We start from the raw sequence: 19,788 nt of genomic DNA, 5'->3' as shown, positions 1-19,788 counted from the left end.
GCGCCCCGATGAACGGCTACCCACTGATCGAGAACCACGGCCTCATCGGCGATCTGCAGACCGCGGCGCTGGTGACCACCGAGGGCGCGGTCGACTGGTTCTGCTCCCCGCGGTTCGACTCGCCGAGCGTCTTCGGGGCGCTGCTGGACAAGGAGAAGGGCGGGCACTGCACGGTCCGGCCCGCGCACCGTACTCATACGACCAAGCAGTTGTACCTGCCCGACACGGCCGTCCTGGTGACCCGGTTCATGACCGAGGCGGGCGCCGGTGAGGTGGTCGACTTCATGCCCGTGACCGGTACGACGGTCACCTCCTGCCACCGGCTGGTGCGTCTGGTCCGCTGTGTGCGCGGCAGCATGACGTTCCAGGTGGAGATCGCCCCACGGTTCGACTACGGGCGCGGGAAGCACGAGTTGCACATCACCCAGCACGGAGCGGTCTTCGCCGCGGAGGACGGCACGCAACTCACCATGAATCCCATCCGTGAACCGGAGGACGAGCGGCTCGACGAGGTTCTCACGGACCAGGGTGCCGACCTGCACCTCTCGCTGACCCTGAAGGCCGGTCAGCAGCGCGGGCTGATCCTCGAAATGGGCGCCGAGGGACCACCCGCCGAGGTCCGTCTGGACGCCTACCAACGGCTCTTCGACGAGACGGTGGCGTTCTGGCGCTCCTGGCTGGCGCAGTCCCGCTACACCGGGCGCTGGCGCGAGGTGGTGGAGCGTTCCGCGATGACGCTGAAGCTCATGACCTTCGCTCCCAGCGGCGCCGTGGTGGCCGCCCCGACGACGGCTCTCCCTGAGCAACTGGGCGGCGAACGCAACTGGGACTACCGCTTCACCTGGATCCGTGACGCCTCCTTCTCCGTGTACGCCCTGCTGGGACTGGGCTTCACGGAGGAGGCACGGGCGTTCATCGCCTGGCTGAGCGACCGGGTCAGGGAGCGGGCGGGCAGCGGCGGGAACACGGGCCCGCTCAACATCATGTACAAGGTCGACGGCTCGGCCGACCTGGACGAGCGGATCCTCGGCCACTGGGAGGGCTATGCGGGCTCCGCGCCGGTACGGATCGGCAACGGCGCCGCGACGCAGCTCCAACTGGACATCTACGGCGAGGCGCTGGACAGCATCTGCTTCGCGCACCAGCGCGGATTCGAGGTCGGGTACGAGGGATGGAACTCGATACGGGCGAACCTGGACTGGCTGGCCGACCACTGGGACCAGGCGGAGGAGGGCATCTGGGAGACCCGCGGCGGTCGCCAGGACTTCACCTACGGCCGGGTCATGTCGTGGGTGGCGTTCGACCGTGCCCTGCGCCTCGCCGCGTCGAACGGCTGGCCCTCGGCGGCCGGACGGTGGCAGACCCAGCGGGACGCCGTGTACGAACAGGTCATGGCCAAGGGGTGGAACGGACAGGAGCGGGCCTTCGTCCAGCACTACGGCAGTGACGTACTGGACTCCTCGCTGCTGCGCATGGCGACGGTCGGGTTCCTCAGCCCCGAGGACCCGATGTGGGCATCGGCCCTGGACGCCATCGAGCGCGAACTGGTCAGCGACAGCCTCGTCTACCGCTACAACCCGGGGGCCTCGCCCGACGGCCTGCGCGGCTCCGAGGGCACCTTCTCGCTGTGCACGTTCATGTACGTCGACGCCCTCGCCCGTGCGGGACGGACGGACAAGGCACGGCTGGTGTTCGAGAAGATGATGGGGTACGCCAACCACCTGGGCCTGTACTCGGAGGAGATCGACCCGACGGGCCGCCAACTGGGCAACTTTCCGCAGGCGTTCACGCACCTCGCCCTCATCGACGCGGCCCTCACCCTCGACAAGGCACTCGACAGGCGGTAGCCCGGCCCCGGCCCGCCCGGCCGCCGACGCGTACCCGGCTGGCGCGTACCCGGGAGGCGCGTGCCCGGGAGGCGCGTGCCCGGGAGGCGCGTGCCCGGGAGGCGCGTGCCCGGGAGGCGCGTGCCCGGAGAGCGCGTGCCGCCCGTCGGTGGCACGGGGACGTGGAGGCGGACCTGATGGCACCCGGCGGCACTCAGTGGCCCGCAGTGGCACCACTCGAACGCCACTCTGCGCCACACGACGCCACACTCGGCCCCCCAGCCCCGCGACCTTCCACCCGGCTCCACCAGCAGCCGGACGGGCATCACGCCATTCGCGCAGGTCACGCGCGTTCCACGCGCCCTGCCCGCACGGAGCGCCGCTAGGACGCTTGCCCCTGGCGCCATAGTGATGCCATCATGGCGTCATGGACCTCACCCCGTATGTCGACACCCTCCGCCGTGAGCTCGCGGTGGCCGCCGAGGCCGGCGGTGGCGAAGCCCGTGAGCTGGCCGAGAGGCTCACCGCGCCGCTGGAGTCGGCGGCGCGGCTGACCCTGCTCAACGTCCTGTCCGCCGCGATGGACGAGATCACCCGCGAGCTCGCCCCGGGCTCCGTCGACGTACGACTGCGCGGGCTCGACCCCGACTTCGTCGTGACGCCGCCGCCCGGCGCCGACACCCCTCCCGCGGCGCCTGCGACCGCACCCCTGGAGTCGGTCAGGGTTCCGGCCGACGGCGACGAGGGTGGCACCGCCCGCGTCAATCTGCGCCTGCCCGCCCACCTCAAGGCGCGTGCCGAGGAGGCCGCGGGCCGCGAGGGCCTGTCGGTCAACGCGTGGCTGGTGCGCGCCGTGTCGGCCGCGGTCGACGGCGGCGCACGGCCTCGCACGACGGAGAAGACCCAGACCCTCGGACAGAGCTTCACGGGCTGGGTGCGCTGACCCGCGCCCGCCCGCGGTACGTCACTCACGTCACTCACACCACGTCCCACCAGCGGGGACGCTCCGAAGACCCAAGAGGACGAGACAGCCATGCCTTCTTTCGACACTCCCGAAGCGATCTCCGCCACAGTCCACATGGAGGCCGGTTCCCTCCAGCTCATCGCGGGCGACCGCCCCGACACCGTCGTCGACGTGCGGCCCCGCGACCCGAAGAAGGACCAGGACGTACGGGCGGCCGACCAGACCGAGGTCACGTACGTGAGCGGCGTACTGACCGTCAGGACGCCCAAGCAGCGCTACCTCATCGGGCGCACCGGCACCGTCGACGTGACGGTCGAACTGCCCACCGGCTCGCGCCTCGACGTGACCGGCGCCTGGGTCCAGGTGCTCGGCGAGGGCCGGTTCGGCGAGGTGCACGTGAAGACGTCGTCGGGCGACGTCCGCCTCGACACGACCGGGCCGCTCCGGCTGACCGCCTCCCACGGCTCGATCACCGTCGGCCGGGTCGAGGGGCCGGCCGAGATCACCACCAGCTCCGGCAGCATGCGCGTCGGCACCCTCGAGGGACCCGCCGTCCTGAAGAACTCGCACGGCACCACCACCGTCGGCGCCGCGACCGGCGACCTGCGGGTGAGCGGCGCCAACGGCGACATCGACATCGTGCGCGCCGAGGGCTCGGTCTCCGCCACCACCGCCCACGGTGCCCTGCGCGTCGCCGACGTCGCGCGCGGCTCCCTCCGGCTGGAGACCTCCTACGGTGGCATCGAGGTCGGCATCCGCGAGGGCACCGCCGCCTGGCTGGACGTCAGTTCCGGCCACGGTCAGGTACGCAACACGCTCACCGCCTCCGACAGCCCCGACGAGGCCGAGGACACCGTCGAGGTCCGCGCCCGCACCCGCTTCGGCACCATCGACGTCCGCCGCGCCCAGGTCTGATCCCCCGTCCTCCCACCCCCGGTCCGTCCTTGTCCTCAGTCCCCTCGGCCTTCGAAAGGGAGGGCCCCATGCCCGCTTCTGTCATGCCCACCTCATTTTCGTCACGTGAGCCGCGGCCCCCCGCCGCCGTCTCTGCGACCGGATTGCGCAAGTCGTACGGCGGCAGGACCGTCCTCGACGGGATCGACCTGCACGTCCCGGCCGGGTCGGTGTTCGCACTGCTCGGGCCCAACGGCGCCGGCAAGACCACCGCCGTCAAGATCCTCTCCACTCTCGTCCGGCCCGATGGCGGTGAGCTGCGCGTCGGGGGGCACGACCTCGCCACGGACCCGCAGGGCGCTCGCGCCGTCATCGGCGTCACCGGACAGTTCTCCGCCGTCGACGGACTCATCACCGGCGAGGAGAACATGCTCCTCATGGCCGACCTGCACCATCTGCCCAGGCGGGAAGGGCGGCGTATCGCCGCGGAGCTGCTGGCACGGTTCCGTCTCGGTGACGCCGCGCCGCGGGCCGCCTCCACCTACTCCGGCGGCATGAAGCGCCGGCTCGACCTCGCCATGACCCTCGTCGGCAGCCCCCGGATCATCTTCCTCGACGAGCCGACCACCGGGCTCGATCCCCGCTCCCGGCACGACATGTGGCAGATCATCCGCGGGCTCGTCAGCACCGGCGTCACCGTCTTCCTCACCACCCAGTACCTCGAAGAGGCCGACGAGCTCGCCGACCGCATCGCCGTACTCGACGGCGGGACGATCGTCGCCGAGGGAACCGCCGACGAGCTGAAGCGGATCGTGCCCGGCGGGCATGTCCGGCTCCGCTTCTGCGACCCCGCCGCCTACCGGGCAGCCGCCCTGGCCCTGCGCGAGGCCGGCCGCGACGACGACGCGCTCGCCCTCCAGATCCCCAGCGGCTGCACCCAGCGCGAGCTCCGTTCCCTCCTCGACCGGCTCGACGCCGCCGGTGTCGAGGCCGACGGACTCACCGTGCACACCCCCGACCTCGACGACGTGTTCTTCGCCCTGACCGGCGGCGCCGACCGGCCCGCCGAGGAGGATGTCCGATGAGTTCCCTCTCCCTCGCCCTGCGCGACTCGTCCACGATGCTGCGCCGCAACCTGCTGCACGCCCGGCGCTACCCGTCCCTGACGCTGAATCTGCTGCTCACGCCGGTCGTCCTGCTGCTGCTCTTCGTCTACGTCTTCGGCGACGTGATGAGCGCGGGCATCGGTGGCGGCGGCGCGGACCGCTCCGCGTACGTCGCCTACCTCGTGCCGGGCATCGTGCTGATGACGATCGGCGGCACCGTCGTCGGAACCGCGGTGTCCGTCTCCAACGACATGACCGAGGGCATCATCGGCCGCTTCCGCACCATGGCCATCCACCGCCCCTCCGTGCTCGTCGGGCATGTGGTGGGGAGCGTGGTGCAGTCACTCGTCAGTGTGATGTTCGTCGGCGCCGTCGCGGTGGCCGTCGGCTTCCGGTCCGTGGACGCCACGCCCCTCGAATGGCTGGCCGCGTTCGGGCTGCTCGCGCTCGTCGCCCTGGCGCTCACCTGGATCGCCGTCGGACTGGGCATGGTCAGCCCGAACGCCGAAGCCGCCGGCAACAACGCGCTGCCGCTCATCGTCCTGCCGTTCGTCTCCAGCGCCTTCGTCCCGGTGGACGCGATGCCGGGATGGTTCCGGCCGGTCGCCGAGTACCAGCCCTTCACCCCCGCCATCGAGACCCTGCGCGGGCTGCTGCTCGGCAGCGGGACCGGGCACAACGGGTGGCTCGCGGTCGCCTGGTGCCTGGGGCTGACCGTGCTCGGCTACTGCTGGTCGAAGGCCGTGTTCGAGCGCGATCCGCAGTAGCCGGACGACACCGCGGCCGCTCGCGCCGCTCCGCTTCCCCGGGCGGCGTACTCCGACATCACGTCGGCGTACGCCGCCCGTTCGCGTTGCCGGACCTACGGCAGCGCGTACCGTGGGACGCATTCCCGCCATGTCACACTTTGCTGGATCATTCCGCCCCAGGGGATGCCCCGATCGACAACAGCACAGGAGAGCACCATGGAACCCAGGCTGAACCTCCTCGCCGGCCCGGTGACAGCCCAGTTCGTCAAGCAACTGGTCGCGGCGTCGAAGACCCTCGCGGGCTCGACACTGCCGACCGCGACACGGCACCTCGTGAACATCCGCGCCAGCCAGATCAACGGCTGCAGCGGCTGCGTCGACATGCACACCAAGGAGGCCGCGCACGCCGGGGAGGACTCGACCCGCCTCCACCTGATCGCGGCCTGGCGCGACGCCACGGTCTTCACCGACGCCGAGCGCGCCGCCCTGGAGCTGACGGAGGACAGCACGCGCCTCGCCGACGGGCGCGGCGTGTCGGACGAGATCTGGGAGAACGCCGCCAAGCACTTCGACGAGGAGCAGCTGGCCGCCCTGGTGTGCACCATCGCTCTCATCAACGCGTTCAACCGCGGAAACGTCATGGTGCAGCAGCCCGCCGGTTCCTACCAGCCCGGCCGGCACCCGTAGCGCCACGAGCGGCCGCCGTGCAAGCGTGGCGTCCGTGACGACCAACGACTACGACCGCGTGCGGCTCGGTATCGAGGCCATGACCGCCTACGTGTCCGGAAACGACCTCATGGCGCAGTACATGGCCGACCGCCGTGTCTCCGACGGCAATCTCGACCAGGTCGCCGACGGCGCCACCGCCCTGTGCGCGCTGCTGTTGCAGCAGATGGGCCGCATGACCGGGCGGTCCGAGCAGGAGATCCTCCAGGAGGTCGCCCGGGGCCTCAGCCGCGCCGAACGGCAGGAGGAGTAGCCGGCGGTCGCACGGCCGACCGCGGGCCCCCCGGCCCGCGGCCGTTGGCGACGCTTCCCCAGGACGGTCCGTGGCCACGGGCCGCCTGCCCCGGTGACACGGCCGGGCGCTGCCCCTCCCCTTCCGTACGGTCTCCCCCGGCACACCGTTCGGCCCGTACGACCCGCTCGGCGCCACCGTCCGGCGGGGCAGCCGCCTGCCGGAGCGGTCCTTCTGGAACCACCGCTCCGCCTGGGACAGTCTTCTCTCCCGTGGCCAGCGTTCCGAATCAGGGTGTTCCAGGTGTACCGGGTGTCCCGTCGACGCACATGGTGGTGTGCGGCGACGACGGGCTCGCGCACCGGCTCGCGGCGGAGCTGCGGGGCGTGTACGGCGAACAGGTCACCCTCGTCGTACCACCCACCGCGGGCGGTGTCCCCCGGCCGGTCGCCGGGCGGGCCCGTGCCGCTTCCGCCGCCTTGCTCGACCGGATGAACGCCGCGCGCGGCCGGGCCGCCGGACGCCTGGGCGGCACCAGCGCCGAACCCGGCGCGAACGGGCGCGTCCTGGAGGCCGCCGAGCTGTCCGAGGCCGTCCTCGCCGAGGCGGGCGTCGACCGGGCCGCCGCGCTGGCCCTCGTGTGGGACGACGACGAGACCAACATCCGCGCCGCCCTCACCGCCCGCCGGCTCAACCCCCGTCTGCGGCTCGTCCTGCGCCTCTACAACCGCCGCCTGGGCCAGCACATCGAGGAACTCCTCGACCAGGCCGCCTCGCTGGCCTCCGGCAACGGGCCCGAGGCCGACGCGTCGACGACCGTCCTGTCCGACGCCGACACCGCCGCGCCCGCCCTCGCGGCCACCGCGCTCGCCGGCACCAGCAAGGTCGTCCAGACGGACGGTCTGCTGCTGCGCGCGGTGGAACGGCACCCGCCGCGCCCCGGCGAGGTCGCCGACCCCGGCCTGTGCACGCTGGCGCTGCTGTCCGCGACGAGCAACGACCCGGCCGGTGCGGACGGTTCGGAGAGCAGCGGCGAGCAGGGTCCTCAACTGCTGCCCGACGCGGCGGCCGTGGCGGCGGCGACCGGCCGCGGCACGGTGGTCCTGGAGCAGGTGTCGTACTCCGGCCCGCCCCTGCCGCCCACCCGCACCGGCGTGCCGCCCTTCGCCTCGCTGTTCTCGCGGCGGCTGCGCTGGTCACTGGCCGGGCTCGTGGCGTGTGTGGTCGCGCTCGCCGTCGCCCTGACGGTCGTCACCGGCGACCACCCCCTGCACGCGACGTACGAAACCCTGCTCGACCTCTTCGCCATCAACGAACCCGCCCTCAACCGGGACGCCGGCCGCCAGATCCTCCAGCTCCTCTCCGGACTCGTCGGACTGCTGCTGCTGCCCGTGCTGCTGGCGGCCGTACTGGAGGCGCTGGGCACCTTCCGGAGCGCCTCCGCCCTGCGGAAACCGCCACGCGGACTGGGCGGTCACGTCGTCCTGCTCGGCCTCGGGAAGATCGGCACGCGCGTGCTGACCCGGCTGCGGGAACTGCACATCCCCGTGGTGTGCGTCGAGGCCGACCCCGAGGCGCGCGGGATGGCCACCGCGCGGCGGCTTCGGGTGCCGGTGGTGCTCGGCGACGTCACGCAGGAGGGCGTACTGGAGTCCGCCAAGATCCATCGCGCGCATGCCCTGCTCGCCCTGACCAGCGCGGACACCACCAACCTGGAGGCCGTGCTGTACGCGCGCTCCCTGCGGGCCGACCTGCGGGTGGTGCTGCGGCTGTACGACGACGACTTCGCGACCGCCGTGTACCGCACCCTGCGCGCCGCGCACCCGCACGCGCTCACCCGCAGCCGCAGCGTGTCGCACCTGGCGGCGCCCGCCTTCGCCGGGGCGATGATGGGCCGGCAGATCCTGGGGGCGATCCCGGTGGAGCGGCGGGTGCTGCTGTTCGCGGCCGTGGAGGTGGCCGGGCTTGCGCAACTGGAGGGGCGGACCGTGGGCGAGGCCTTCCGGGCGGGCGCCTGGCGGGTGCTCGCGCTGGACGCGAACGCGCCCGACGAACGGCGGGACGACCTCGCGGGGGACGCGGCCGACGGCACCGGCCTGGCGCCGGTGTCCGGGCTGGTGTGGGACCTGCCCGACACCTACGTCCTGCAGAGCTCGGACCGCGTGGTCCTGGCCGCCACCCGGCGCGGTCTCGCGGAACTGCTCGGACGCCGGGGCGCACGCGACCGGGCCGGGCGCGGGACGGGGACGGGGACGTAGGAAACGCCCGTAGAGCGGCGAGCCCCGGCAACCGAGCACCGGACCCGGGCCGGTCACCCGCAACCGCCGAAAGCCGACGACCCGGCCGCCGGGACGTAGGAAACGCCCGTAGAGCGGCGGGCCCCGGCAAACGAGCACCGGACCCGGGCCGGTCGCCGCCAAACGCCCGAAGCCGGCGACCCGGCTGCCCCCATCCCGCCCGGTGTCGGCCCGCGTGCCGCCCCCGGCCACGGGATGTCCGGGTCAGCCCAGGTGCTTCGCCGCGAAGTCCAGCTCCAGCCCGACCTGCTTGATGCGCTCCTCCACCACCAGGGAGCCGTGGCCCGCGTCGTAGCGGTAGACCTCGTGCGGAGCACCCCGCTGTTCCAGGCGCTTGACGTAGTTCTCGATCTGGCGGATCGGGCAGCGCGGGTCGTTGACCCCGGCCGAGATGTAGACCGGCGCCTTGACGCGGTCGACGTAGGTGATCGGGGACGACGCCTCGAAGCGCTCGGGGACCTCCTCCGGGGTGCCGCCCAGCAGCGTGCGGTCCATGGCCTTCAGCGCTTCCATCTCGTCGTGGTACGCCGTGACGTAGTCCGCGACCGGCACCACCGCGATGCCCAGCGTCCACGCCTCCGGCTGCACACCGAGGCCGAGGAGGGTGAGGTAGCCGCCCCAGGAGCCGCCGGTGAGGACCAGGCGGTCCGGGTCGGCGAGGCCGGACTCGACGGCCCACTCGCGGACCGCGGCGATGTCCTCCAGCTCGATCAGGCCGACCCGGTGCTTCAGCGCGTCCGTCCAGGCGCGGCCGTAGCCCGTGGAGCCCCGGTAGTTGACGCGGACCACCGCGTACCCGTGGTCCACCCAGGCCGCCGGGGCCGCGGCGAAGGCATCGCTGTCGTGCCACGTCGGGCCGCCGTGGATGTCGAAGACCGTCGGCAGCGGTCCCGTCGCCCCCGCCGGCCTCTGGACCAGGGCGTGGATCCGCCCGCCCGGGCCTTCCACCCACACGTCCTCGACCGGCACCGAGCCCGGGGACTTCATGCCGGGCGGGTCGAGGACGACCCGGCCGCTCGTGGACCGCACCACGGGCGGCTGCGCGGCCGACGACCACAGGTACTCCACGCTGCCGTCGGGGCGGGCCGTCGCACCCGACACCGTGCCCGCCGGGGTGGGGATCTCGATCAGCTCGCGCTGGGCGAAGTCGTAGCGGAACAGCTCGCTGCGTGCCTCGAAGCTGTGCGCGACGAGCAGGCCCGAGCCGTCCGGATACCACTCGGCGCTGACGTCGCCGGGCAGCTCCAGCGCCAGGTCCGTCTCCTCGCCCGAGGCCACGTCCCACACCAGGGGCTCCCAGCGGCCCCGGCGCTGGTGGCCGATCAGCAGCCGGGTGTCGCCGTCGACCGGCGCGAAGCCCAGCACCTCGAGGCCCAGCTCGCGGGTGCCGCCGTCGGTGTCGTCCAGTTCGGCCACGCGCGTGCCGTCCGGGCGCATCACCCGCAGCGCGGAGTGCATGGCGTCGCCGTGCTCCGTGTGCTCGACGGCGATCAGCGTGCCGTCGTGCGAGAGGTCGCCGACGCCCGCCGACTCGCGGTGCCGGTAGATCTCCACCGGCGGCTCGCCCGCGCGCGCGAGGTGGATCGTCGTACCGTCCTCGTCCGTGGAGCGGCCCACCACCGCCGTACGGCCGTCCCTGCCGAGGGCCAGGCCCGCCGGGTACGACGCGTCGACGCCCGGCACGGCGCACTCGTCCTCGCCGCCCCCGAACGGCTGGCGGCGCCACACGCCGAACTCGTCACCGTCCTTGTCGTCGAACCACCAGATCCACCGGCCGTCGGGGGAGAGCACACCGTCCGTCGTGCCGTTCGGCCGGTCGGTCACCTGGCGCTGCACGCCCGTCGACCGGTCCCACGCGTACAGCTCGTACGTCCCTGTCGCGTTCGACACGAACAGGGAGCGGTCCGGGGCGTCCTCCGCCCAGTCGGGCAGCGACACCCGGGGCGCCCGGAACCGCTTCTCCCAGTTCGGCATGTCCTCGTCCTGCTGCTGATCCCGCGCCGCGGACCCGTTGCTCTCAGTCATGGCCCCATAGTGCCCGTCCCCGGTGACAATCCACGCCCGAGGTCCTCAGCCTGTGGACAAACTTGCACCGGTCCCCCACCGTGCCCCCGGCCGACCCCGCGCCGGGGAACCCGGACGGCCCCCGTACCGTTGACGGCGTGTACCGCTTCCTGCTGACGCCCCGCTGGTGGGGGATCAACGTCTTCGTGCTGCTCGCCATCCCCTTCTGCGTGTTCATGGGGTCCTGGCAGCTGGGCCGCTTCGAGGACCGCGTCCAGGAGGACCGGAGCGTCACGGACCGGGCCGCGGCCAACCGCGCGGAGGCGCCCGCCCCGCTCGACGCGCTGCTCCCGGTGGACAGGGCGACGTCGGGACGGCAGGCCACGGCGACCGGGCGGTACGCCGAGCAGTTGCTGGTCCCGGACCGCGACCTGGACGGCGAGCCCGGTTTCTACGTCCTGACGCTGCTGCGCACCGACACCGGCAAGGCCCTGCCCGTCGTACGGGGCTGGCTGCCCGGCGACGCCGACACGGACGCCGCGAGGGCCCCCGCCCCGCCGAAGGGCGAGGTCAGTGTCACCGGCGCGCTGCAGGCGTCCGAGACCCCCGGCGACAACGGCGTCGGTGCCCGCGGCGGACTGCCGGCCGGGCAGACCGGCGCGATCAGCGCGGCGTCCCTGGTGAACCTCGTGCCGTACGACGTGTACGACGCGTGGGTCACGCTGGCCCGCGCGGACGCCGGGATGACGGCCGTGCCCGCCGCCGCGCCGCACGGGACGGGGCTGGACCTGAAGGCGTTCCAGAACCTCGGGTACACCGCGGAGTGGTTCGCCTTCGCCGGGTTCGTGGTCTTCATGTGGTTCCGGCTGCTGCGGCGCGAGGCGGAGTTCCTGCGCGACGCGGAGCTCGGCCTCACCGGGACCGGGACCGGGTCGGCGGGCGGAACCGAGGGCGAGAGCAGGGCCGAGGGCGGGGCCGCGATCGGGGCCGAGGGCCCGGACGGGAGCGGGGACGCCGAGCGCGTCACCGCCTGAGAGCCCGGGGGCACCGCTCGTGCCCCCGCACCCGCCGTGTCCTACTCGGCCGCCAGCACGCCCGTCCAGTAAACCGTTCCGGCACAGGCGTTGGAGATCACCACCGAGGCCGCGGCGCCCGCGGCCGAGGTGTAGGCGACCGTGACGCTGCCGTCGGCCATGCCGTCCTCGGTGATCAGCTGGGCCGACGTGCCCGTGTCGCCTCCGGTGGACGTGCCCGACACCGGCTCGTCGGTCGGCGTCGGGTCCGGCGTCGGGTCCACGTCACCGCCGCTCGTGCCGCCGCTGCCGTTGCTGGGGCACGTCTCCGACGGCACCCAGGCGAACTTCACCTCGTACGCCGCCCCCGGCTCCAGCGCCAGCGCGGGTGCCTCCGCCGACGGGTCGGGCAGGCCCGCCGCCGCGTCCCCGGCCTGGTGGCGCTGCGTGCCCAGCTTGGCCTGGTCGGCCGCGCCGCCCGCCAGCGCCTCCACACCGCCGGGGCCGCCGACCGTGCAGGCCGCGGCGGAGACGTTGACGACGCGGAAGGTGCCCTGGACCCCTCCCGTGGAGGCGGGGGCCTCGCTGCTGCCGCTCGCGCCGAGCTGGTCGGGCGTGCACAGGCCGGCACCGCCGGCGGCGGTGCCGGCCGACGGGTCGGCGCCCTCGGTGGCACCCGTACCGGCGTCGGTGCCGCCGTTGTGCGTCTCGTCGGTCTTGCCGTCCTGGCCCGTGCCCTCGGTCTGGCCGGCGGACGTGCCGATGCCGCTGCCGCCGTTCGGGTCCTTGCCCTGGGTGGCGCCGCCCTGCATCTGGGAGGTGTGGCCGATGGCGGAGGGGTCGGCGTCGGAGCCGGTGGAGTTGGAGACGTGGACGAGCGCCGGGACCGCCGTACAGACGAACAGCGCGGCGGCCGCCATGCCCACGGCCGCCTGGCGCTTGCGGGCCCGCCGCGCGGGGACGGCCCGCCGCAGGAAGTCCAGGGTGCCGTCACGGGGTTCGACGTCCTGCACCACCTGGTGCAGCAACGTGCGCAGCGCCGCCTCGTCCGGGCCGAAGCCGTCGGACTCGTCGAGGCTTTCGGGCGCCCGGCCGGCGCTCGCGTGGCCGGCGGGTTCCCGCTTCGTCTCGGAGCCCGAGTCGGCGGGCTCCCGCTTCTCGAAGCCCGGCTCGTCGGGGCCCTGGTCGTCGGGGCCGTGGTTCACAGTTCCGTTCCCAGCGTGCGATTGCGTCGGATCGTGTCGATCATGCCCGGTCGGCCGCGTCGGCTCGTGCCGCTCCCGCGGCTCGCCCCGCGCGTCGTGGCCCTCGCTCATACCGGTGCCTCCATGGCCACCCGGAGCGCCGCGATGCCCCGCGAACCGTACGCCTTCACCGAGCCCAGGGAAATCCCGAGCGTCTCGGCGACCTGCGCCTCGGTCATGTCCGCGAAGTAACGCAGCACGAGCACCTCGCGCTGACGGCGTTGCAGGTTCTTCATGGCCTTGATCAGCGAGTCGCGCTCCAGCTGGTCGTAGGCACCCTCTTCCGCGCTGGCCATGTCGGGCATCGGCTTCGACAGGAGCTTCAGGCCGAGGATGCGCCGGCGCAGCGCCGAACGGGAGAGGTTGACGACCGTCTGGCGCAGGTACGCCAGGGTCTTCTGGGGGTCGCGGACGCGTTTGCGCGCGGAGTGGACGCGGATGAAGGCCTCCTGGACGACGTCCTCGCAGGAGGCCGTGTCGTCGAGGAGCAGCGCGGCGAGACCGAGCAGCGAACGGTAGTGCGTGCGGTACGTCTCGGTGAGGTGGTCGACGGTCGTGCCGGCGGCCGCGAGATCGTCGGCCCCCTCACGCTGGTTCGGGACGCGGGCGGGCCGCGCTGCGGGCATGGGCGCGATCACCGGCATGCCACCGGCCACGCCGGCCGTACGAGGCCGGACGGGCCGGGGGCGCAGGGCCGGGCCGCGGGACGCCGCCACTGAAAAGTCGAGTACCTCTGCCACGCCTGTTGGACACGCCCACCCCCATGAGGGTTGTACGCGCCGGGGGTCACGTTCCCGCGGACCGGCGCCGCGGGTTGCGTTCCCGCGGCGGACAGCACAGCTGACGGTGCATCGTATGCCCTCATGCGTCCCGCTCTTCCCCTATGTCCCATAAGAATCGGACGTCCCGTCGCCCGATCCGCGACGCCCCCACGCCGCGTCCCACGCGCCCCCGCACCCCGTCCGGACCGACCGCAAAGACGCTCCCCACCCTCCGCGCGGTTGCGGGGGGCGGGGAGGAAATCCTCGGATGCCGAAGGTGCACCGGACAAGGGGTCCGGATCATCGACCGGCTCACCTCGTGTGCACAGATCCTACAAACGTTTTTCGCCGGGACTCGCAGTTTTCCCGCCACCTCCCGAACAGGAGGGAAAGTCAGACGTCGAGTCGTACTCCGCTCCGGCGGGAGGGCCGGCCGTCGAGCGGCACTCCGCCCGGGTGGCGGCCGGCCCGCTAGGAGAGTTCGGCCGCCACCAGTTCGGCGATCTGCACGGTGTTCAGCGCGGCGCCCTTGCGGAGGTTGTCGCCGCAGACGAAGAGTTCCAGCGCGGTCGGGTCGTCGAGGGCCCGCCGGACCCGGCCCACCCACGTCGGATCGGTGCCGACGACATCGGCGGGCGTGGGGAACTCGCCCGCGGCCGGGTTGTCGAACAGGACGACGCCTGGGGCGGTGGCGAGGATCTCGCGGGCCCGGTCGACGGTGACCTCGTCCTCGAAGCGGGCGTGCACGGTCGCCGAGTGCGTGGTGATCACCGGCACCCGTACACAGGTGACGGCGACGGGCAGCCGGGGCAGGCCGAGGATCTTGCGGGACTCGTCCCGCACCTTCATCTCCTCCGAGGACCAGCCGTCCTCCCGCGCCTCACCGGCCCACGGCACGACGTTCAGCGCGACGGGCTCTGGGAAAGGCCCCGTGCCGTCGCCGACGGCCCGCCGTACGTCACCGGGGTTCGTCCCCAGCTCCGTGCCCGCGACCAGGGACAGCTGACTCCGCAGCGTCTCCACGCCGGCCCGCCCGGCACCGCTGACCGCCAGGTACGAGGAGACCACCAGCTCGCGCAGCCCGAACTCGGCGTGCAGCGCGCCCAGCGCCACGATCATGGACAGCGTCGTGCACTCGGGGCCGGCGATGATGCCGCGCGGCCGGCTGCGCGCCGCGTGGGCGTTGACCTCGGGCACGACGAGCGGCACGTCCGGGTCCATGCGGAACGCGCCGGAGGTGTCGACCACCACGACGCCCTTGGCGGCGGCGAGCGGCGCCCACCGCGCGGCGACCTCGCGGGGTACGTCGAACATGGCGACGTCGACCCCGTCGAAGGCCTCCTCGGTGAGTGCGACGACCTCGGTCTCCGCGCCGCGCACGGCCAGCTTGCGGCCGGCCGAGCGCGGCGAGGCGACGAGTCGGATCTCGCCCCAGATGTCGGCGTGCTGGGACAGGATCTGCAGCATGACCGCGCCGACGGTCCCGGTCGCCCCCACGACCGCGAGCGACGGTCGCCGTCCGGACCGCTCCATCAGCGGCCGGTGCCTCCGTAGACGACGGCCTCGTCGCTGTCGGAGTCCAGACCGAAGGCGGTGTGGACGGCGCGGACGGCCTCGGCGACGTCGTCCTTGCGCGTGACGACCGAGATGCGGATCTCGGAGGTGGAGATCAGCTCGATGTTCACGCTCGCGTCGGACAGCGCGGTGAAGAAGTCGGCGGTGACACCGGGGTTGGTCTTCATCCCGGCGCCGACCAGCGAGATCTTGCCGATCTGGTCGTCGTAGCGCAGCGAGTCGAAGCCGATGCCCGCGCGGTTCTTCTCCAGCGCGTCGATGGCCTTGCGGCCCTCCGCCTTGGGCAGCGTGAAGGAGATGTCCGTCAGGCCGGTGGCGGCCGCGGACACGTTCTGCACGACCATGTCGATGTTGATCTCGGCGTCGGCGATCGTGCGGAAGATCGCGGCGGCCTCGCCCGGCTTGTCCGGCACGCCGACGACGGTGATCTTGGCCTCGGAGGTGTCGTGTGCGACACCGGAGATGATGGCCTGCTCCACCTGCTTGTCCCCTTGCTTGATCGGCTCGCTGCTGACCCACGTGCCCTGCAGCCCGCTGAAGGACGAGCGGACGTGGATCGGGATGTTGTACCGGCGGGCGTACTCCACACAGCGGTGGAGGAGCACCTTGGAACCGGAGGCCGCCAGTTCGAGCATGTCCTCGAACGAGATCCAGTCGATTTTCCGGGCCTTCTTCACCACCCGCGGGTCGGCGGTGAACACGCCGTCGACGTCGGTGTAGATCTCGCAGACCTCGGCGTCGAGGGCCGCGGCCAGAGCGACCGCCGTGGTGTCGGAGCCGCCGCGGCCCAGCGTGGTGATGTCCTTGCTGTCCTGGCTGACGCCCTGGAACCCGGCGACGATGGCGATGTTGCCCTCGTCCACCGAGGCCCGGATGCGGCCCGGCGTCACATCGATGATCCGCGCCTTGTTGTGGACCGAGTCGGTGATGACACCAGCCTGGCTGCCCGTGAACGACTGGGCCTCGTGGCCCAGGTTCTTGATGGCCATGGCCAGCAGCGCCATGGAGATCCGCTCCCCGGCGGTCAGCAGCATGTCGAGCTCGCGTCCGGCAGGGATCGGGGAAACCTGCTCGGCGAGATCGATCAGCTCGTCCGTCGTGTCGCCCATCGCGGAGACCACGGCAACCACCTGGTTGCCGTTCTTCTTGGCTTCCACGATCCGCTTGGCGACGCGCTTGATGCCTTCGGCATCGGCTACGGAGGAACCTCCGTACTTCTGCACGACAAGGCCCACGTGCGCTCCTCGCTCAGTCCGTCTCGGTCCGCGCATACGTACCCGTACAGCGGTCGGCTCAGTTTATCGAGCGGCCGGAAACACCCCTGGTCCTACCGCATCGTGAGATGTCCCGCTCACGACACGATCACCCGGATGTTCCCGGACCGCTCCGGGAGGGCACCTGCCCGCCTCTGATCGGGGCACTCCGAAAAGTGGGCCAGGTCACCACGTACGGATGACACGTCACCCGTACGCCGACGGTTGTCACCGGGGCCGGCGTCACGGTGACGGTGTCACCGCGCCGGTGTCACTTGACGGTGCGCAGTCCCAGCGGGCCCGCGATCTCCTCCGCCATGACCCGGCCGGCCTCCGCCTCCAGCGCCTCGTCGCCGAGGTCCTCGTCGGTGTCCAGGCCGTCCAGCTCCTCCAGGGGCTGGTTCAGGCGGACGTGGGCGACCACCGACTGCAGCGCCCGCAGGGCGGCCGACGCCGTGGAGCCCCAGTTGGAGAAGTACGAGAACTGCCACCACCACAGGGCCTCCGTGGTGCGGCCGGCCCGGTAGTGGGCCATGCCGTGGCGCAGGTCGGTGATGACGTCGGTCAGGTCGTCGGAGATCCGGGCCGGTACGGGCGCCTTGCGCGGCTCGTACGGGTCGAAGACCTCGGAGTAGACGTCGATGGGCTCCAGCAGCCGGGCGAGGTTCTCGCGCAGTTCGTCCGCGTCCGGCTCCGGGCCCAGGTCGGGCTCGTAGCGCTCGTCCGGCACGATGTCCTCGTGCGCGCCGAGACGGCCGCCCGCGAGGAGCAGCTGGGAGACCTCGAGCAGCAGGAACGGGATGGCCGATTCCGGCTCGTCACCCTTCGCCACCTCCGTGACGGCCACCAGGAAGCTCTCCACCTGGTCGGCGATCTGGACCGCGAAGTCGTCCGGGTCGGGGCTGGTCGCGTGCAGTGTGGCGTCAGACATCTAGGAGTCGTCTCCCCTCGAAGGCACGGCCGAGGGTCACCTCGTCCGCGTATTCCAGGTCGCCGCCCACCGGGAGGCCGCTGGCCAGGCGGGTGACCTTGAGGCCCATCGGTTTGATCATGCGGGCGAGGTACGTGGCCGTGGCCTCGCCCTCCAGATTCGGGTCCGTGGCCAGGATCAGCTCCGTGACCGAGTCGTCCGCGAGGCGCGCCAGGAGTTCCCGGATGCGCAGATCGTCGGGGCCGACGCCGTCGATGGGGCTGATCGCGCCGCCCAGCACGTGGTAGTGGCCACGGAACTCACGGGTCCGCTCGATCGCCACGACGTCCTTGGGCTCCTCCACGATGCAGATGACGGACGGGTCGCGGCGCGTGTCGCGGCAGATTCCGCACAGCTCCTCCTGCGCGACGTTGCCGCAGGTCGCGCAGAAGCGGACCTTCGCCTTGACTTCCATCAGGGCGTGCGCGAGCCGCCGTACGTCCGTCGGTTCCGCCTGGAGGATGTGGAAGGCGATCCGCTGCGCGCTCTTGGGCCCGACGCCGGGCAGCCGCCCGAGCTCGTCGATGAGGTCCTGGACCACGCCTTCGTACAACGGACTGCCGCCCTTCCTGGGGTTCCTTCAGTTCATACGCTAGTTGGCCCGGCCTGTCCGAGAAAGGCGGGGAGGACCCCTCAGAAGGGGAGACCCGGGATGCCTCCGCCGCCCAGGCCCTGGGCCAGCGGGCCGAGCTTCTGCTGCTGGAGCGCCTGCGCGTTCTCGTTCGCGGCGTGTACGGCGGCCACCACGAGGTCGGCGAGCGTCTCCGCGGTCTCTTCCCTCGATCCGCCCTCGGGGTCGACGGCCTTCGGGTCGATCCGCAGTGCCCGCAGTTCGCCGGAGCCGGTGACGGTCGCCTGCACCAGGCCGCCGCCCGCCTGTCCCTCGACCTCTGTCCGCGCCAGTTCCTCCTGCGCCCGCTGCAGGTCCTGCTGCATCTTCTGGGCCTGCTGGAGCAGTTGCTGCATGTTGGGCTGGCCACCACCGGGGATCACGATCAGCTCCTCTTCGGGGCACGTGCGGCACGGGGCGTCCGCGCTTCCCGTCACGCTTCCGTTTCCCCGTCGCGCTTCCGTTGCTTTTCCGTTCGGCACGAGCCTACGTGGTCACCGAGGGCAGCGCCCCGACACTCTTTCGAGTGAAGGAAATCGAGCACCTATACCCGACCAAGCGGCATTTCCCAGAGTAAAAGTAGTGAAACCCACCGCATCGCCACCCATTGGGCGGTAGGAAGGTGGCCGTCGCAACGGCATCAGGTGTCACAGCAGCGCCATACGAGCGTCACGCACCGTGATCAGTAGGGAGAGCCGGGTGGGCAAGCCGGAGATACAGCCCGAGGATCCGCCTCACAACGACCGTGGCGAGGACACCGTCCGGATACGGCCGGGTGACCTCACCGGCCGGGCCTTCCCGCTCGGCGACTGGGAGGACCCGGCCCAGCGGCTGGACGAGCTGTACCGGTGGGTGGAGCGCGGCGCGCTGGACACGGCCGCCTGGTACCTCACCGACCGGGTGGGAAAGCGGCGCGGGGCCCGCGCCCTGCGCTGCGGCACCGCCGTGGGCGCGGTCGCCGGGGCCACGCTGCCGCTGATGGACCTGACCGGCGTACTGGGCGGGGTAGCGCCCTGGGGATATCTGGCGCTGCTGCTGGCGGTGGCGTGCGTCGCGGCCGACCGGTACTTCGGGGTGACGTCCGGCTGGACCAGGGACGTCGCGACCGCGCAGGCCGTGCAGCGACGGCTCCAGGGGCTCCAGTTCGACTGGGCCTCCGAGTGCGTACGGGAGGTCCTCGGCCCCACGGAGGGCACCGCGGGCGAGGCCGCCGAACGATGCCTGGGAGTGCTGCGGCGCTTCTCGGAGGACGTGACGGAGCTGGTGCGCACGGAGACCGCGGACTGGATGGTGCAGTTCCGCGCGGGGGCCGCGCCGCTCGGCATCCAGGCGGCCGTGCCCGGCGCGTCCCGATCGGAGCCGGGCACCGTCAGCGGCCGCTTCGGCCTCCCGACGGGGGCCGTGACCCGCCCGAACATGCCGCGCCAGCGCCCGCCGGAGCCGCGCTGAGGGCGGCGGGCGCGGCAGGGGGCATCCCCGGAGAACCCGGAGATGCCCCCGGGAGATCCAACGACGATTACGGAGCGTGTTTCACGTGAAACGTCCGGTCGGCCTGACGGCGGAC

At 72.4% G+C, this 19,788-nt stretch carries 18 protein-coding genes; 10 read left to right on the top strand and 8 right to left on the bottom strand.

Annotated elements, in window-relative coordinates; genetic code table 11:
* Positions 1–8: 8 nt before the first annotated feature.
* From ABZ354_RS13870 to ABZ354_RS13835, 8 genes are all read left to right on the top strand, one after another.
* A complete protein-coding gene (locus tag ABZ354_RS13870; RefSeq protein ID WP_358656333.1) occupies positions 9–1,847 on the top strand; it encodes a glycoside hydrolase family 15 protein in 1,839 nt (612 codons plus the stop codon).
* Between the two features lie 406 nt (positions 1,848–2,253).
* Positions 2,254–2,769 (top strand): hypothetical protein, encoded by a 516-nt coding sequence (locus ABZ354_RS13865; protein ID WP_358656331.1) that lies wholly within the window; start codon positions 2,254–2,256, stop codon positions 2,767–2,769.
* Between the two features lie 90 nt (positions 2,770–2,859).
* On the top strand, positions 2,860–3,705 hold the full coding sequence (locus ABZ354_RS13860; RefSeq protein WP_358656329.1) for a DUF4097 family beta strand repeat-containing protein: 846 nt from the start codon (positions 2,860–2,862) through the stop codon (positions 3,703–3,705).
* 68 nt (positions 3,706–3,773) lie between these two features.
* Positions 3,774–4,769 (top strand): ATP-binding cassette domain-containing protein, encoded by a 996-nt coding sequence (locus ABZ354_RS13855; RefSeq protein WP_358656327.1) that lies wholly within the window; start codon positions 3,774–3,776, stop codon positions 4,767–4,769.
* The gene (locus ABZ354_RS13850) at positions 4,766–5,557 is read left to right on the top strand and encodes an ABC transporter permease (RefSeq protein WP_358656325.1); all 792 of its coding nucleotides are present in this window, start codon (positions 4,766–4,768) and stop codon (positions 5,555–5,557) included. The genes ABZ354_RS13855 and ABZ354_RS13850 overlap by 4 nt, the downstream gene beginning before the upstream one ends.
* A 198-nt stretch (positions 5,558–5,755) precedes the next feature.
* Positions 5,756–6,226 carry a carboxymuconolactone decarboxylase family protein gene (locus ABZ354_RS13845; protein WP_358656323.1) on the top strand — a complete coding sequence of 157 codons (471 nt, stop codon included), beginning with the start codon at positions 5,756–5,758 and terminating at the stop codon, positions 6,224–6,226.
* A 34-nt stretch (positions 6,227–6,260) separates the two neighbouring features.
* Positions 6,261–6,518: a hypothetical protein gene (locus ABZ354_RS13840; protein ID WP_358656321.1), complete on the top strand. Its 258-nt coding sequence runs from the start codon at positions 6,261–6,263 to the stop codon at positions 6,516–6,518.
* 308 nt (positions 6,519–6,826) lie between these two features.
* Positions 6,827–8,755, top strand: a complete 1,929-nt coding sequence (locus tag ABZ354_RS13835; RefSeq protein WP_358656319.1) for an NAD-binding protein — start codon at positions 6,827–6,829, stop codon at positions 8,753–8,755.
* 243 nt (positions 8,756–8,998) lie between these two features.
* On the opposite strand, the gene ABZ354_RS13830 is transcribed toward ABZ354_RS13835, so the two are convergent.
* Positions 8,999–10,819 carry a prolyl oligopeptidase family serine peptidase gene (locus ABZ354_RS13830; RefSeq protein WP_358656317.1) on the bottom strand — a complete coding sequence of 607 codons (1,821 nt, stop codon included), beginning with the start codon at positions 10,817–10,819 and terminating at the stop codon, positions 8,999–9,001.
* 137 nt (positions 10,820–10,956) lie between these two features.
* Here ABZ354_RS13830 and ABZ354_RS13825 point away from each other — a divergent pair, with 137 nt between their 5' ends.
* The gene (locus ABZ354_RS13825; protein WP_358656315.1) at positions 10,957–11,832 is read left to right on the top strand and encodes an SURF1 family protein; all 876 of its coding nucleotides are present in this window, start codon (positions 10,957–10,959) and stop codon (positions 11,830–11,832) included.
* A 41-nt stretch (positions 11,833–11,873) separates the two neighbouring features.
* On the opposite strand, the gene ABZ354_RS13820 is transcribed toward ABZ354_RS13825, so the two are convergent.
* The 7 genes from ABZ354_RS13820 to ABZ354_RS13790 all read right to left on the bottom strand — a co-directional run bounded on the left by ABZ354_RS13820 (position 11,874) and on the right by ABZ354_RS13790 (position 18,607).
* Positions 11,874–13,016 carry a hypothetical protein gene (locus ABZ354_RS13820; RefSeq protein WP_358656313.1) on the bottom strand — a complete coding sequence of 381 codons (1,143 nt, stop codon included), beginning with the start codon at positions 13,014–13,016 and terminating at the stop codon, positions 11,874–11,876.
* Positions 13,017–13,123: 107 nt separating this feature from the next.
* Complete coding sequence (locus tag ABZ354_RS13815; protein WP_358656311.1) at positions 13,124–13,795, bottom strand: SigE family RNA polymerase sigma factor; 672 nt, start codon at positions 13,793–13,795, stop codon at positions 13,124–13,126.
* A 492-nt stretch (positions 13,796–14,287) separates the two neighbouring features.
* A complete protein-coding gene (locus tag ABZ354_RS13810) occupies positions 14,288–15,349 on the bottom strand; it encodes an aspartate-semialdehyde dehydrogenase (protein WP_358656309.1) in 1,062 nt (353 codons plus the stop codon).
* On the bottom strand, positions 15,349–16,626 hold the full coding sequence (locus tag ABZ354_RS13805; protein WP_358656307.1) for an aspartate kinase: 1,278 nt from the start codon (positions 16,624–16,626) through the stop codon (positions 15,349–15,351). The genes ABZ354_RS13810 and ABZ354_RS13805 overlap by 1 nt, the downstream gene beginning before the upstream one ends.
* 289 nt (positions 16,627–16,915) lie before the next feature.
* The gene (locus ABZ354_RS13800) at positions 16,916–17,575 is read right to left on the bottom strand and encodes a DUF5063 domain-containing protein (protein ID WP_358656305.1); all 660 of its coding nucleotides are present in this window, start codon (positions 17,573–17,575) and stop codon (positions 16,916–16,918) included.
* On the bottom strand, positions 17,568–18,167 hold the full coding sequence (recR, locus tag ABZ354_RS13795; RefSeq protein ID WP_358656303.1) for a recombination mediator RecR: 600 nt from the start codon (positions 18,165–18,167) through the stop codon (positions 17,568–17,570). The genes ABZ354_RS13800 and recR overlap by 8 nt, the downstream gene beginning before the upstream one ends.
* A gap of 80 nt (positions 18,168–18,247) precedes the next feature.
* Positions 18,248–18,607 (bottom strand): YbaB/EbfC family nucleoid-associated protein, encoded by a 360-nt coding sequence (locus ABZ354_RS13790; protein ID WP_358656570.1) that lies wholly within the window; start codon positions 18,605–18,607, stop codon positions 18,248–18,250.
* Between the two features lie 316 nt (positions 18,608–18,923).
* On the opposite strand from ABZ354_RS13790, the gene ABZ354_RS13785 reads away from it, so the two are divergent.
* On the top strand, positions 18,924–19,673 hold the full coding sequence (locus ABZ354_RS13785) for an SLATT domain-containing protein (protein ID WP_358656568.1): 750 nt from the start codon (positions 18,924–18,926) through the stop codon (positions 19,671–19,673).
* The last annotated feature ends 115 nt before the right edge of the window (positions 19,674–19,788 follow it).

This window comes from Streptomyces sp. NPDC005925 (assembly GCF_040638805.1).
GTDB lineage: Bacteria > Actinomycetota > Actinomycetes > Streptomycetales > Streptomycetaceae > Streptomyces.
This window is presented reverse-complemented; position numbering and strand designations above follow the sequence as displayed.

Coding starts and splice junctions, on each gene's coding strand:
- ABZ354_RS13800 (WP_358656305.1), bottom strand. CDS start 17,575: ATGTCTGACGCCACACTGCACGCGACCAGCCCCGACCCGGACGACTTC.
- ABZ354_RS13810 (WP_358656309.1), bottom strand. CDS start 15,349: ATGGAGCGGTCCGGACGGCGACCGTCGCTCGCGGTCGTGGGGGCGACC.
- ABZ354_RS13870 (WP_358656333.1), top strand. CDS start 9: ATGAACGGCTACCCACTGATCGAGAACCACGGCCTCATCGGCGATCTG.
- ABZ354_RS13855 (WP_358656327.1), top strand. CDS start 3,774: ATGCCCGCTTCTGTCATGCCCACCTCATTTTCGTCACGTGAGCCGCGG.
- ABZ354_RS13835 (WP_358656319.1), top strand. CDS start 6,827: ATGGTGGTGTGCGGCGACGACGGGCTCGCGCACCGGCTCGCGGCGGAG.
- ABZ354_RS13850 (WP_358656325.1), top strand. CDS start 4,766: ATGAGTTCCCTCTCCCTCGCCCTGCGCGACTCGTCCACGATGCTGCGC.
- ABZ354_RS13865 (WP_358656331.1), top strand. CDS start 2,254: ATGGACCTCACCCCGTATGTCGACACCCTCCGCCGTGAGCTCGCGGTG.
- ABZ354_RS13845 (WP_358656323.1), top strand. CDS start 5,756: ATGGAACCCAGGCTGAACCTCCTCGCCGGCCCGGTGACAGCCCAGTTC.
- ABZ354_RS13860 (WP_358656329.1), top strand. CDS start 2,860: ATGCCTTCTTTCGACACTCCCGAAGCGATCTCCGCCACAGTCCACATG.
- ABZ354_RS13830 (WP_358656317.1), bottom strand. CDS start 10,819: ATGACTGAGAGCAACGGGTCCGCGGCGCGGGATCAGCAGCAGGACGAG.